Source organism: Mesorhizobium sp. (assembly GCF_004962245.1).
Taxonomy (GTDB): domain Bacteria; phylum Pseudomonadota; class Alphaproteobacteria; order Rhizobiales; family Rhizobiaceae; genus Mesorhizobium.
Map to the genome: position 1 here is coordinate 195,810 of NZ_SUHQ01000001.1, position 13,090 is coordinate 208,899.

Here is a 13,090-nt window from a genome sequence, read left to right on the forward strand (position 1 = left end):
TCCCCAACGTTTGCGGTGGCCAGCACGGCAGGCGCGCTCGACGTCATCGACCGCAAGAACGATATGATCGATCGCTGTGACTTTCATCGTGGACGTCCTGTCGCGGAACGCCTGTCCGCAGCCGGCGCCTAAAACCCCGCTTGACCCCGAAACAGCTCGGCACTGTCGAGCTTCGAAACCTCGATGACGGCCTGCGTCCGGCTGTAGACGTTGAGCTTGCGCAGTATCTCCGAAACATGCGCCTTGACAGTGGTTTCGCCGACCTGCAGTTCATAGGCGATCTGCTTGTTGAGCAAGCCCTGGCGCAGCATCTGCAGCACCCGCAATTGCTGCGGCGTCAGTTTGGCAAGACGCTGCACCATCTCGGCGCGGTCGGTGCTCTCGGCATCCGGCGGCTGGCCTTCATAGGTTTCGGGCACGTAGATCGCGCCTTCCATCACCGAGCGGATGGCGGCGGCCAGATCGCTCTTGCGCGCCGATTTCGGGATGAAACCGGCAGCACCATAGGACAGCGCCTCGGAAATGATCCTAGGCTCCTCATGCCCCGAAACGATGACCACCGGCAGGCGCGGATAGCGGGTCCGAAGCTGCAGCAGCCCGTCGAAGCCATGCACATCAGGCATGCTGAGGTCGAGCAGCGCGAGATCGAATGGCTTCGCATCCGCCAGAAGCTCAAGCGCCTCGGTGATCGAACGCGCCTCGACGGTGTCGACGTCCGGATAGGCCATTTGCACAGCGCTGTGCAGCGCCTCGCGAAACAGCGGGTGGTCGTCGATGATCAGAAACCGGGCGCTGTCGTTGACTGCGGTCATGGCGTTCGTTTCAGTTCAGGCAGGGATAGAATAGCCCAGTGACCATGGGCAGATTATTGGCAAATAGTACATCGCCATCCTTGGCCCAAGCACGGAGATGGCAATTTCCGCGCCACCATGCCTTGCCCGGTCGTCAAAATCGGCCGAATGTGCCGCAATGAGCGACATCGTCCTTCATAACTACTACCGCTCCTCCACCTCCTACCGGGTGCGGATCGCGCTGGAGATGAAGGGCCTGGCCTACCAATACGTGCCGCATCACCTTCGGCACGGCGAGCACCTGGAGCCCGCCTATCTCTCGGTCAACCCGCAGGGACTGGTGCCGGCGCTGATCCTGGGCGACGGCACGCTGCTGACGCAATCGCTGGCGATCATCGAATTTCTGGACGAGACCAGGCCCGAACCGCCGCTTTTGCCGAAGGACGCGCTTGGCCGGGCCCGCGTCAGGATGCTGGCGCAGATGATCGCCTGCGACATCCATCCGGTGAACAATCTGCGCGTGCTGACCTCGCTGCGCACCCTGTTCGGCGCCGGCGACGAGGACGTCGTCAACTGGTTCCGGCACTGGGTGAACGAAGGCTTCCAGCCGCTTGAAAAGATTCTGGCTTCGTCGTCCGAAACCGGGACATTCTGCCATGGTGACATGCCCGGGCTGGCCGACATCTGCCTGGCCGCACAGGTCACCAGCAATGCCCGTTTCGGCGTCGACATGACGCCCTACCCGATCATCACGCGCATCCACGCCGCCTGCATGGCGCTACCGGCCTTCCAAAAGGCAGCACCGGAGAACCAGATCGATGCCGAATAGGGCAAGTTGAATAAAAGCATGAGGAATTGCCGATGAAAGCCGTCGTCTTCGAAAAATTCGGTGAAGCGCCGACGATTCAGACCGTTCCCGATCCGGAGCCGGCACCGGAGGGCGTCGTCATCAAGGTCGAGGCGACTGGTCTCTGCCGCAGCGACTGGCATGGCTGGATGGGCCACGACGACGGCATCCGCCTGCCGCATGTGCCGGGTCACGAGCTGGCCGGCGTCGTGGTGGCCACCGGCAAGCAGGTGACCCGCTGGAAAGCCGGCGAGCGCGTCACCGTGCCGTTCGCCGTCGGCTGCGGCCGCTGCTTCGAATGCAGCTCCGGCAACCACCAGGTCTGCGAACACCAGACCCAGCCCGGCTTCACCGCCTGGGGTTCGTTCGCCGAATATGTCGCCATCGACCATGCCGACACCAATCTGGTCCGCTTGCCCGACGAGATGGAATTCGCTACCGCCGCCAGCCTCGGCTGCCGCTTCGTCACCTCGTTCCGCGCCATTGTCGACCAGGGCCGGGTGACGCCCGGCGAATGGGTGGCCGTGCATGGCTGCGGCGGCGTCGGCCTGTCGGCGATCATGATCGCCAGCGCCATGGGCGCCAACGTGATTGCCATCGACCTGACCGACGAGAAGCTGGACTTCGCCAGCAAGATCGGCGCCGTGGCGACGATCAACGCCGCGAAGACGCCGAACGTGGTCAAGGCGGTCAAGCAGATCACCAATGGCGGCGCGCATATGTCGATGGACGCGCTCGGCCATCCCAGTACCTCGTTCAATTCGATTGCGAACCTGCGCCGGCGCGGCCGCCATGTGCAGGTCGGCCTGATGCTGGGCGATCACGCCAGGCCGCAGGTGCCGATGGACAAGGTGATCGCCTTCGAGCTCGAAATCCGCGGCAGCCACGGCATGCAGGCCTACCGCTACCAGGCGATGATGGAGATGATCCGCACCGGCAAGCTGAAGCCCGAACTGCTGGTCGGCAAACGGATCAGTCTCGACGAGGCGCCCGCGGCCTTGATGGCGATGGGCAGCTTCGAAGGCATCGGCATCGGCGTGGTGACGAAATTCTAGCCACGTAAAGCGCTATCCGAAGTCTCGTTCGATAGTCTGGTTTCACCGTCGGCGCTATCTCGCATATCTCTTCGCCCCGACCACGCAAAGCACGACGGCGGCGGTGACGGCGACCATGGCGGGACTGACCTGCTCATGCAGCAGCGTCGCTGCCAGCCCAAGGCCGAAGAAAGGCTGGAGAAGCTGCAACTGCCCGACCGCGGCGATGCCGCCTTGCGCCAGTCCGCGATACCAGAACACAAAACCGATCAGCATGCTGAACAGCGAGACATAGGCCAGGCCGATCCAGGCGGCCTCGCCGACACCCGCAAACGAATTCGGCATGGTGAAGAGCGTCAGAGCCAGCATGATCGGTAGCGACAACACCAACGCCCAAGAGATCACCTGCCAGCCGCCGAGTTTGCGGGACAGTTTGGCTCCTTCCGCATAGCCCAGTCCGCACACGATGATTGCGGCCAGCATCAGCATGTCGCCAAGCGGCGAGGCCGAGACGCCTTGCGTCACCGCAAAACCGGCAACAAGGGCGCTGCCAAGGCATGAAAACAGCCAGAAAGCCGGTTTGGGGCGATCGCCGCCGCGAATGACGCCGAAGATCGCGGTCGCCAGCGGCAACAGGCCGATGAAGATGATGGAATGGGCCGAGGTAACGTGCTTGAGCGCCAGCGCGGTCAACAGCGGAAAGCCGACCACGACGCCGAGCGCCACGATGGCCAGAGACAACAGATCTCGCCGCTCCGGACGCTTCTGGCGAAAAACGAGCAGAAGCGCGAGGCCGAGTATGCCTGCCGTGGCGGCACGGGCGACAGTTACGAACGCCGGATCGAAGTCCATCACCGCTACGCGCGTTGCTGGAAGCGATCCGCTGAAAATCAGGACGCCTACGAATCCGTTGATCCAGCCACCCGCCGTCTTGTCCATCGCATGCTCCTGATGTTCTCGCCCTCTATCGGGCCGGACGGATGGCGCCACCAGAGACTATGAGGTACAGTTCGATAAAACTGTCATGGTAGATTGAGCAGTACGGATGGACGAGCAGACGACTGCAAGTGAGGGTAGCGGGACGCTTGTCGAAAGCGTCATGGCGACGATCAGGCACAGGATCGCGGCGCGCAGCCTGACACCGGGAACACGGCTGCCTTCGATCCGGGCCTTTGCCAAGGTCATGCGGGTGTCCAAGTCCACCGTGGTCGAAGCCTATGAGCGTCTTGCGGCGGAGGGCACGATCCGCTCGCGCCCAGGTTCGGGTTTTTATGCCGCCGGGCCGCTGGCTCCCTTGTCCCTGGCCGAGATCGGCCCCAGACTCGATCGAGCGGTCGATCCGCTCTGGGTTTCGCGCCAGTCGCTGGAAGCCGGCGACGGCGTACTCAAACCCGGCTGCGGTTGGCTGCCTGCCTCGTGGATGCCGGAGGCCGGATTGCGCCGGGCACTGCGCGCAATGGCACGCGGCGACGATGTCACGCTGATGGATTACGGCACCCCCCTCGGGCTGCCGCCGCTGCGTCATCTGCTCGCACGGCGCATGGCAGAGCACGGCATCGAGGCATCTCCCGACCAGATCATGCTGACGGAATCGGGCACCCAGGCCATCGACCTCCTGTGCCGGTTCCTGCTCGAGCCGGGCGACACGGTGCTGGTGGACGATCCCTGCTATTTCAACTTCCATGCCCTGCTGCGCGCCCACAGGGCCAAGGTGGTCGGCGTTCCCTATACGCCCTCGGGACCGGATATCGAGCTGTTCGCGCAGGCGCTGACCGAGCACCGGCCGCGCCTCTACATCACCAATTCCGCGCTTCACAATCCGACGGGTGCGATCCTATCGCCGGTCGTCGCCCATCGATTGCTCAAGCTCGCCGATCAATCGGATCTGACGATCATCGAAGACGATATCTTTGCCGACTTCGAACACACGCCTGCGCCCAGGCTGGCGGCGTTCGACGGTCTTGGTCGCGTCGTTCATATCGGCAGCTTCTCCAAGACGCTTTCGGCGTCGGTGCGCTGCGGCTTCATCGCGGCGCCGCGCGACTGGATGGACGGACTGACCGACCTCAAGATCGCCACATCCTTCGGCGGCGGGCGGCTGGCCTCCGAACTGGTGCTGACGCTGCTGAAGGACGGCAGCTATCGCAAGCACATGGATTTGCTGCGCACGCGGCTTTCACGCGCCATGGTCGAGACGAGCACCCGGCTGAAGGCGATCGGCATCACCCCTTGGATCGACCAGCCGACCGGCATGTTCTTATGGTGCAGCCTGCCGGAAGGCGTGGATGCGGCGGATATGGCCCGCCGCGCCCTGTCAGCCAATGTCGTGCTGGCGCCCGGCAATGCGTTCAGCCTGTCCCAGACAGCCAACCGTTTCCTGCGCTTCAACGTCGCGCAGTCGACAGACGAGAGAATTTTCAGGACGCTCGAGGACGCGATGTCGTGTTGATTGTCACGAAATGCAGGCCTTGGCGCTTCGCCCCTTAGAGACTGTTTGGAAATCGATCAGGCCACGGCGAAAATGGTGGGTTCCGAGAACCGGAGCGCAGCGTACTTTTGGGTACGTGAGCACCGGAAGCGCAGGAAGCCGCCGTTTGCAGCCCGGCCTGATCGATTTCCAAACAGTCTCTCACGCCCCTGCCCGCTTGCGCCGTTCGTAAAGCATGACGAGCGTTTCGGCCGTCAGCGCCGGCTTCTGCTCGCCTTCGATCTCGACGATGTTGGCGGCCTTCATCAGATACTGGCCGGGGCCTTTGTCCTCCATGGACAAAAGCGTGATGCGCAGCCTGATGCGCGCGCCGACCCTGACCGGCGCCAGGAACCGCACTTTGTCGAAGCCATAGTTGAAGACGGCCTGCGTGTTTTCGGGCACGATGCCCATGTCGAGCGCCAGCGCGCCGATGATCGACAGTGTTAGATAGCCATGCGCGATGGTGGTGCGGAACGGGCTTTGCCGCTTTGCTCGCTCTGGATCGACATGGATCCATTGGCGGTCGCCCGTGCATTCGGCGAACTGATCGATGCGGCTCTGGTCGACCGTCGTCCAGTCCGACACGCCAAGCTCCTGCCCTGTCATCGTCTTGAGCTGCTCGTAGGTCGGCGGCGTCCTCAGCCGTGTTTGCGTCATTCCTGCTTTCCCGATCGCTTCCCCGCCTCCGGACCACGAACCGGCCGCCTCTGTCAATTCGCTCCGCGCGTTCCCGCTGCGTCAATGCCTGTATCCAGCGCCGGAAACAGGTTTATCCGGATCAGGAGAAACTTTGTGCGCCTCGCCGGGCGAGGAGCAACAACACGGCTTTCAGGAGCTGGATCAGACGGAAGAAAAGTCCACCTGCTTTGATTGGGAAAGCTTACTTCTTGTTGTAGCCGGTGCGGATCTCCTCCATGGCCTCCTTGATGCGGTCGCGCAGGATCTCGACCGATTCGGTGCCGGATTTCTTGGCCAGTTCGGCCACCTCGCCAGCATTCTTCAATGCAGTCTCGAAGGATTTTCTGGCGAATGCCGCTTGCTTGGCCATCAAGTCCCGCGGATCGCCCGGCGCACGGTAGCTCTGCGCCATGTCGGCGATTTCGTGCAGCGTGTCCTGCAGCATCTCGCGTTGTCTGGAGAATAGCGACGACGCTCCAGCGGCACTTGCCCTGGCCGATTTTTCCAGTGCTTCGAGGTTCTTGCGATGATGGTTGAGGATCGCCTCGACATCGACTTTCGGCAGCTTCAGATCGCGGCCGAACCTGCCGAACATGTCCATGAAGGAGTCGGAATCCGGTTGCTTTGCCATGGTGGTTCTCCCCTGTTGCCGAAAGGGACAATAGAGCACTGGAGCTTCGCGGTCCATTCGCAGGTGCAATGCATCGTGGCTCAGCCGACGAGGAACAGCCGTTCCACCGTATGGAGCCCGACGCCGGCAAGGCCGCCGATGACCATACCGTTGAAGCGGATATATTGCAGGTCCTTGCCGATGTTCATCTCGATCAGCCTGGTGAGCTGGGCAAGATCCCAGCGCTTGACCTGATCGGCGATGAATTTCGACACGCCGCTCTTCTGGCTTTCGACGAAGGAAGACAGCGCCACGACGAAACCCTGGTTCATGTCGGCCCTGATCTGCGCGTCGCCGGCAAGATGGCGGCCGACCTCGACGAACATGTTGGCGAGATGGGCGCGGATCATCGAATTCGGTGCCTTGGCGTCCTGCTCTATGAACAGGCGGAGGCTTTCCCACATGTCGCCGGCCAGCGCCTTCAGCTCCGGCCGGGCGAGGAAATCGCGCTTCAGCTTCTCGGCGCGCTTGGCGTATTGTTTGGACGTCCTCAGCCGCTCGACGAAGGTCTGCACGAAACGGTCGAATTCGGCGCGCATCGGGTGATCGGGGTCGGCCCTCACCTCGTCGAGCAGCGAACCGGCGGAGGCGACGATCTTCTTTAGGAGATAGGCGTCGGCGCGGAACAGGTTGAACAGCGACGGCAGCTCCTCGCGGATTTTCTCGCGCATCGTCGCCAGCGCCTGCTCGTCGCTCAGGAAGCGGCCGACGACCTTGGTGAATTCGTCGAACAGTCTTTGGTGGCGACGGTCGTCGGTCAGAGCCGACAGCAGCTCGGCGGCGAGCGGCGCCAGCGGCACCTTTTCGATCTGCTCCAGCATGCGGCTGGTGACGAAGCCGCGCAGGCCGGATTGCTCGACGGCCGCCAGCGTCTGCGGCACCAGCCGGCCGACGAAATGCGACAGATCGGCGGCGCGGTTGGGATCGGCCAGCCAGTCCGCGACGAGCGCGGAAAAGTCGACCTCAGCGAGCTTTTCGCGCACCGGCTCCGGCGCCAGGAAATTGACCTCGATGAAGCGGCCGAGATTGTCTGCGATGCGGTTCTGGTTCTCCGGGATGATGGCGGTATGCGGGATCGGCAGGCCGAGCGGCCGTCTGAACAGCGCCACCACCGCATACCAGTCGGCCAGCCCGCCGATCGTCGCAGCCTCGGCGAAGGCGGCGACGAACCCCAGCCACGCATGCCGCCCCTCGAACGACTTGGCCACCGCAAAGATGAGGACGCAGAGCGCGAGCGCTGCGGTGGCGACGAACTTGGTGCGCCGAAGCGCCGAAAGCTTGGCGTCCGCGTCGGCATCGAACCGGGCGGATGCCGAAGTCAGTGCTGATTGTGACATGGATGAACTGCTCCTGGTCGATCTAGCAGACTTAATTTAGTGATCCGCCCACCCGAATGCGCGCCAGACCAGGGTCGTGGTTTGCACGACCGCGCACACAAACTTGACAAAATTATTCACCTATATGCGATGCTTGTCTGGAATTATTCCAAGGTATAGGCCATATTAGGCTTGAGCCATTGCTTCGTGAGGACAAAATGCGGCTGACACGCCAGACCAATTACGCCATGCGCATCCTGATGTATTGCGCTGCGAATAACGATCGGCTGAGCCGGATTCCCGAGATCGCTGCCGCCTACTCGGTGTCCGAACTTTTCCTCTTCAAGATCCTGCAGCCTTTGGTCGAGCATGGTCTGGTCGAGACGGTGCGCGGCAGGAACGGTGGCGTCAGGCTCGGCCGCCCGGCTGAATCGATCAGCCTGTTCGACGTCGTGCGCGTGACCGAAGAGAGCTTCGCCATGGCCGAATGCTTCGAGAACGATGCCGCCGAATGTCCGCTGGTCGACAGTTGCGCACTGAATTCGGCGCTGCGCGAGGCACTCAACGCCTTCTTCGCCGTGCTCGCGCGCTATACGATCGCCGACATGGTGGCGGCGCGCCCGAATGTGCGCAACCTTCTCGGCATCGACATGCTCGAACGCCGGGCGCCTGCCGCCTGATTTTCGATCGCCGCAGCCAAGGGAATCGCTTCAGGTTTTCCTGCCGGTGCCTTCTCCCCGTATAGTGACGGGGGAGAGGGACAATGTCATCGACGGTTTCGCTAATCTCCAACGTTGCAAAAAGGACGCCAGCGTTCCGGCCAGCTACTTTCTCCCCGTCACTATACGGGGAGAAATGCCCGGCAGGGCAATGAGGGGCGGCGCCGACTTCGACAATTGGCGCGTCAATGCTGGAAGCGCGGGGAACGGCATTTGCAGGCCGGCTGAATCCCAACAGGCCTAGGCCGCGGACTGCGGCAATACGAACGGCACGTTTCCGGCCGGCAGCACGCCCACCCTCAGCCGGCAGTCGAACACTTTTTCGATCAGATCGTCGCTCAGCACATCCTGCGGTGAGCCGGTGGCGGCAAGCCGGCCGCGATGCATGACGAAAATCCGGTCGGCATACATGGCCGTCAGATTGAGGTCGTGCAGGATGGCGACCACGCCACCGCCTCGTCTGGCGAAATCGTGGGCAATGTTCATGATGATCAACTGGTGCTTGATGTCGAGGCTGGAAAGCGGCTCGTCGAGAAACAGATAGCGCGGTTTGCCGTCGAGGACCGGCGCCCAGACCTGGCAGAGCACGCGGGCCAACTGCACGCGCTGCTGCTCGCCGCCCGAGAGCTCCTGGTAGAAACGGCCGGCAAAGCCGTCGAGATCGACCCGCGCCAGCGCCCGTTCGGGCAGGCGCTCATCCTCGCCGGGCAGCGCGCCCGAGCGCCCGCCGAGCAGGCCGAGCCTGACGATCTCGCGCACTGTGAACGGGAAGGACAGCGTCGTCGCCTGTGGCAGCACGGCGCGCATCGTGGCGGCCTCGACCGGCTTCATCGCCGACAGGTCGCGGCCGTTGATGGTGACCTCTCCCGAGTAGGCAAGGTCGCCGGACAGCGCCCTGAGGAAGGTCGTCTTGCCCGAGCCGTTGGGGCCGACGATGGCCGCGATTTCACCAGGCCGCATGTCGAAATCGACATTGGCGACGATACGCTTGCCGCCGATCGCCACCGACACATCCCGCGCTTCGATCATGAAAACTCTCTCACAGGTCGACGACCCCACGCTTGCGGAGCAGTATCCAGAGGAAGAACGGAGCGCCGGCGATCGCGGTGACGATGCCGATCGGCAGCTCGGCCGGCGCCACCATGGTGCGTGCGACGGCATCGGCCAGAAGCAGCAGCGAAGCGCCAAGCAGGGCCGAGGCCGGCAGCAGGTAGCGGTTGTCCGGGCCGATGGCCAGACGCAGCAGGTGCGGCACGACGATGCCGACAAAGCCGATGCCGCCGCTGGCGGCAACAGACGCTCCAACCGCCGCCGAAACGCCGATAATGGCCGTGTATTTCAGCCGCTGCACCGGGATGCCGAGATGGCCGGCGGTGGCTTCGCCCAGTGCCAGCGCGTTGAGGCCGCGCGCCAGGAACGGCATCGCCGAAAGCGCCAGCACGATGATTGGCCCGACGGAACCGATCTTCTGCCAGGTCGCGCCGGCAAGCGAGCCGAGCTGCCAGAAGGTCAGGTCGCGCAACTGCCGGTCGTCGGCCATGAAGATCAGGATGCCGGTCAGCGCTATTGCCAAGGCCGCCAGCGCGATGCCGGCAAGCAGCATGGTGGCGACCGAGGTTCGACCGTGCCTGGTGGCGACCTGATAGAGCACCAATGTCGTCGCCAGCCCGCCGCAGAACGCGGCCAGCGGCAGCGCGAGCGTGCCCAGCGCCACGGTGAACGGCGCCAGCACCGTGGCGCCAAGCACGATGACGGCCACCGCGCCGAGGCTCGATCCAGCCGAAACACCGATGAGACCGGGGTCCGCCAGCGGGTTGCGGAACAGCCCCTGCATGACCGCGCCGGAAACGGCAAGTGCAGCGCCGATCAGCACGCCGAGGATGACGCGCGGCAGGCGGATGTCGTAGACGATCAGGCGGTCGCGCGCGCTCAGCGCCTCATCGCCAGGTGCCGCACCCAACAGCCAGTCGCCAACGACGCTGACAACCGAGGCATCGGATGCGCCGGATGTCAGCGACAACAGGACGGCAACGGCAAGCCCCAGGCACAAAAACAGGATGACAACACGCGCGCGCCCCGAACGGTCGCCGTCGGATGCTGTCGCCATAATGCCCGCACCAGCGATCGATTGATCGGCCATCGTATCCTGCTCAGTCCGCGGCCTGCCCGCCATAAAGCGAGGCGGCAAGGTCGTGGATGACGTCGGCGGTGCGCGGCCCGAAGCCAAGCAGATAGCCGCCATCCATGCGGACCACCTTGCGCGTGGCACCCGCCGGTGTCGACAGGATGGACGGGTTCGCGAACAGTTCGTCATCCGATGCGACGGGACCGGCATTGTTCATCATCAGGATCACGTCGGGCCTGGCGGTGATAACAGCCTCGTCGGACAATTGCTTGTAGCCGGAGAAGCCGGCAACCGCATTGACGCCGCCCGAAAGCTTGATGATGCCATCGGCGGCGGTATCGCTGCCGGAAGCGAGGATCTTGCCGCCTTGCATCGACAGCACGAACAGGACGCGCTTGCGGCCCTTGATCGAAGCGGTCTGTTTTTCGGCGGCCTTCAACTTGGCGTCGATCTCGGCTGCCAGCGCATCGGCCTTGGCGTCCGCGCCAAGCGCCTTGCCGACGATGTGGATCTTTTCGAGGATGCCTTCATGGTCGTAGCGCTCGGGCACCTCGATGAACGGGATGCTCGTCTTCTTCAGCACGTCGACGGCTTCCTTCGGCCCGCTGCCATGCAGCGCCAGGATGCCCGACGGATTGACCGACAGGACACCTTCCGGTGACAGTTGGCGCATGTAGCCGACATCAGGCAGTTTGAGCGCCGCCTCGGGATAATTGCTGGTCGAATCGCGGGCGACCAGCCGATCCTGCTCGCCGAGCGCAAAGACGATCTCGGTGATAGAACCGCCGATGGCCGCGATCTTCGACGGATTCGCGAAGACCACCGTCTCTTCGGCGGCGCGGGCCGGCAGCAATGCTGCAATGGCCAGGGAAAGGCCGATCGCCGGCCCAAGCGCCATTGTGAAAACACGCGCCCGTTTACGCAAGGGAACCATTGTCATTATCCTCAGGCTGCGGTCGGGCTTGGAATGCGCGGCAGGTTCTCTGCCAGAAACCGCCAGTCCTCGCGCTCGCTTTCACCTTCATGGCGCTTGCCGAAGAACTGGATGAACATCTTGCCGTCGGCGCCATAGGCCTCGAGCGACGTGACGTGGCCGTCCTTGGTCGGTTTACGCACGGCCCAGACCTCATGGATGTGGTCGGTTCGCAGATGCAGATGGAAGGTTTCGTCCAACACGTTGATCCATGGTCCCATCGGCTTGATCGACTTGATCGGGCCCGAATGGATCTGGATGCAGCCGCGATTGCCGACAAAGCACATGATCGGCATCTCGCCCTCGGCGGCATGATGGAACATGGCGCTGACGGCATCGTTGTCGAGCAGCCAGGCGTAATCCTGGCCGACCATGCGCATCGCCTGGCGGCGGTCGAGCTTCAGCGTCTTCAGCATGCCGAAGAACTGATGCACGTCGGTCAGCCGGCTCCAGCGGTCGCGCAGATCGTCGACATCGGCGGAAGCGTCCGAAACTCCGGCCTCGTCGGCAAATCCGCGCTCCACAACTCCTTCTGAAATCGCCACCATTGGCTCCTGGTTCGGCGATTCGAGCTCGGCCACTAGCTTCTGATAGGCATAGAGGTTGGACGCGGGCCGCAAATGCACCTTGTGCACTGCCTCGCCTGCCGCATCGAAGAACTGCAGGCTGCGCCTGATATCGCCGCCGTCGCGCTTTTCAACGGCAAAGCCATGCGCCCAGACTTTCGGGAAGATGCGCAGGTCGATGTTCTCGCCAAGCACCATGGCATTGTGGTTGCCGGTGACGACCTTGTCGTAGATGCCGATCTTCTCGTGCACGGCGCTTTCGTTACGAGTCAGCGCCATGACCTCGCCGACGGCTTCGAGGCCGGTTAGAAGATCGTTGACGCGCGGCTCGACGCGGACGACGCCGTCGCCGCAATGCGCGGCAACCAGCTCGGCCTCCGAGATGCCAAGCTGGGCGGCGAGATCGCGCTCGCGCGTCGTCGGATTGTCTGCCCGCGCCCGCCGGATCTCGTGCGGAGCGGGTTTTACGCGCTGTTCCATGTCTTGAACACCTACTTGTCTTACTACCTATTTGTTGAGGATGAGCTTGCCCTGGCGGGTGATCTTCAGCCGGTAGAGCGCTCCATGATGCTCGATGCCGATCTCGTGCTCGCCCTGGAACAGCGTGTTGCTGGACAGGGTCCTCACGGTCAACGGAAGCCGATCGAAACGAGCCGAATTGTCGTCGGAACGGCGGACGCGATAGCGAAAGTCACTGGGATTGTGCGTGTTCATCTGTTCGATCCCTTTCCTGGGCCGGGCTTGGTCAGCTGGCTCGACGCTTGCGTGAAAATGCCGATTCATTTCTTGACTTGAATAATCATGTTTACTAGTCAGTGCAATACCGGACTAAGTGAGTCAACATTTAAGACGCCGGACACGATGAAAAATGCCAGCGAGCCCCAAGCCAGCCAGCATCGAA

General features: G+C 63.1%; 14 protein-coding genes. 4 read left to right on the plus strand and 10 right to left on the minus strand.

Annotated features, from left to right (window positions below; all coding sequences use genetic code 11):
* Window positions 1-128: 128 nt before the first annotated feature.
* The gene (locus E5X88_RS00985) at window positions 129-812 is read right to left on the minus strand and encodes a response regulator transcription factor (protein ID WP_292157295.1); all 684 of its coding nucleotides are present in this window, start codon (window positions 810-812) and stop codon (window positions 129-131) included.
* A 157-nt stretch (window positions 813-969) separates the two neighbouring features.
* On the opposite strand from E5X88_RS00985, the gene maiA reads away from it, so the two are divergent.
* Both maiA and E5X88_RS00995 read left to right on the plus strand, forming a co-directional pair.
* On the plus strand, window positions 970-1,620 hold the full coding sequence (gene maiA / locus E5X88_RS00990; RefSeq protein WP_292157296.1) for a maleylacetoacetate isomerase: 651 nt from the start codon (window positions 970-972) through the stop codon (window positions 1,618-1,620).
* A 32-nt stretch (window positions 1,621-1,652) separates the two neighbouring features.
* Window positions 1,653-2,693 carry a zinc-dependent alcohol dehydrogenase family protein gene (locus E5X88_RS00995; protein WP_292157297.1) on the plus strand — a complete coding sequence of 347 codons (1,041 nt, stop codon included), beginning with the start codon at window positions 1,653-1,655 and terminating at the stop codon, window positions 2,691-2,693.
* A gap of 54 nt (window positions 2,694-2,747) precedes the next feature.
* Here the strand turns inward: E5X88_RS00995 and E5X88_RS01000 are convergent, their stop codons facing one another.
* Window positions 2,748-3,611, minus strand: coding sequence for a DMT family transporter (locus tag E5X88_RS01000; RefSeq protein ID WP_292157298.1), 864 nt, complete (start codon window positions 3,609-3,611; stop codon window positions 2,748-2,750).
* 106 nt (window positions 3,612-3,717) lie between these two features.
* Here E5X88_RS01000 and E5X88_RS01005 point away from each other — a divergent pair, with 106 nt between their 5' ends.
* Complete coding sequence (locus E5X88_RS01005) at window positions 3,718-5,121, plus strand: PLP-dependent aminotransferase family protein (protein WP_292157299.1); 1,404 nt, start codon at window positions 3,718-3,720, stop codon at window positions 5,119-5,121.
* A 180-nt stretch (window positions 5,122-5,301) separates the two neighbouring features.
* Here the strand turns inward: E5X88_RS01005 and E5X88_RS01010 are convergent, their stop codons facing one another.
* From E5X88_RS01010 to E5X88_RS01020, 3 genes are all read right to left on the minus strand, one after another.
* Window positions 5,302-5,799 (minus strand): MaoC family dehydratase, encoded by a 498-nt coding sequence (locus tag E5X88_RS01010; RefSeq protein ID WP_292157300.1) that lies wholly within the window; start codon window positions 5,797-5,799, stop codon window positions 5,302-5,304.
* Window positions 5,800-6,022: 223 nt separating this feature from the next.
* Window positions 6,023-6,451, minus strand: coding sequence for a phasin family protein (locus E5X88_RS01015; protein WP_292157301.1), 429 nt, complete (start codon window positions 6,449-6,451; stop codon window positions 6,023-6,025).
* Between the two features lie 80 nt (window positions 6,452-6,531).
* Complete coding sequence (locus E5X88_RS01020; protein ID WP_292157302.1) at window positions 6,532-7,827, minus strand: DUF445 domain-containing protein; 1,296 nt, start codon at window positions 7,825-7,827, stop codon at window positions 6,532-6,534.
* A gap of 197 nt (window positions 7,828-8,024) precedes the next feature.
* Between E5X88_RS01020 and rirA the strand changes: the two genes are divergently transcribed.
* Window positions 8,025-8,486, plus strand: coding sequence for an iron-responsive transcriptional regulator RirA (gene rirA / locus E5X88_RS01025; RefSeq protein WP_292157304.1), 462 nt, complete (start codon window positions 8,025-8,027; stop codon window positions 8,484-8,486).
* Window positions 8,487-8,765: 279 nt separating this feature from the next.
* Here the strand turns inward: rirA and E5X88_RS01030 are convergent, their stop codons facing one another.
* From E5X88_RS01030 to hemP, 5 genes are read right to left on the minus strand one after another with little or no spacing between them, the layout of a single operon-like run.
* Window positions 8,766-9,554, minus strand: a complete 789-nt coding sequence (locus E5X88_RS01030) for a heme ABC transporter ATP-binding protein (protein ID WP_292157306.1) — start codon at window positions 9,552-9,554, stop codon at window positions 8,766-8,768.
* 10 nt (window positions 9,555-9,564) lie between these two features.
* A complete protein-coding gene (locus tag E5X88_RS01035) occupies window positions 9,565-10,665 on the minus strand; it encodes an iron ABC transporter permease (RefSeq protein WP_292157308.1) in 1,101 nt (366 codons plus the stop codon).
* Between the two features lie 10 nt (window positions 10,666-10,675).
* Window positions 10,676-11,584: a hemin ABC transporter substrate-binding protein gene (locus tag E5X88_RS01040; RefSeq protein ID WP_292157310.1), complete on the minus strand. Its 909-nt coding sequence runs from the start codon at window positions 11,582-11,584 to the stop codon at window positions 10,676-10,678.
* Between the two features lie 11 nt (window positions 11,585-11,595).
* Window positions 11,596-12,669: a hemin-degrading factor gene (locus tag E5X88_RS01045; protein WP_292157312.1), complete on the minus strand. Its 1,074-nt coding sequence runs from the start codon at window positions 12,667-12,669 to the stop codon at window positions 11,596-11,598.
* Between the two features lie 27 nt (window positions 12,670-12,696).
* Entirely contained in the window at window positions 12,697-12,903 is a 207-nt protein-coding gene (hemP, locus tag E5X88_RS01050) for a hemin uptake protein HemP (RefSeq protein ID WP_292157314.1), read from the minus strand.
* Window positions 12,904-13,090 lie beyond the last annotated feature (187 nt).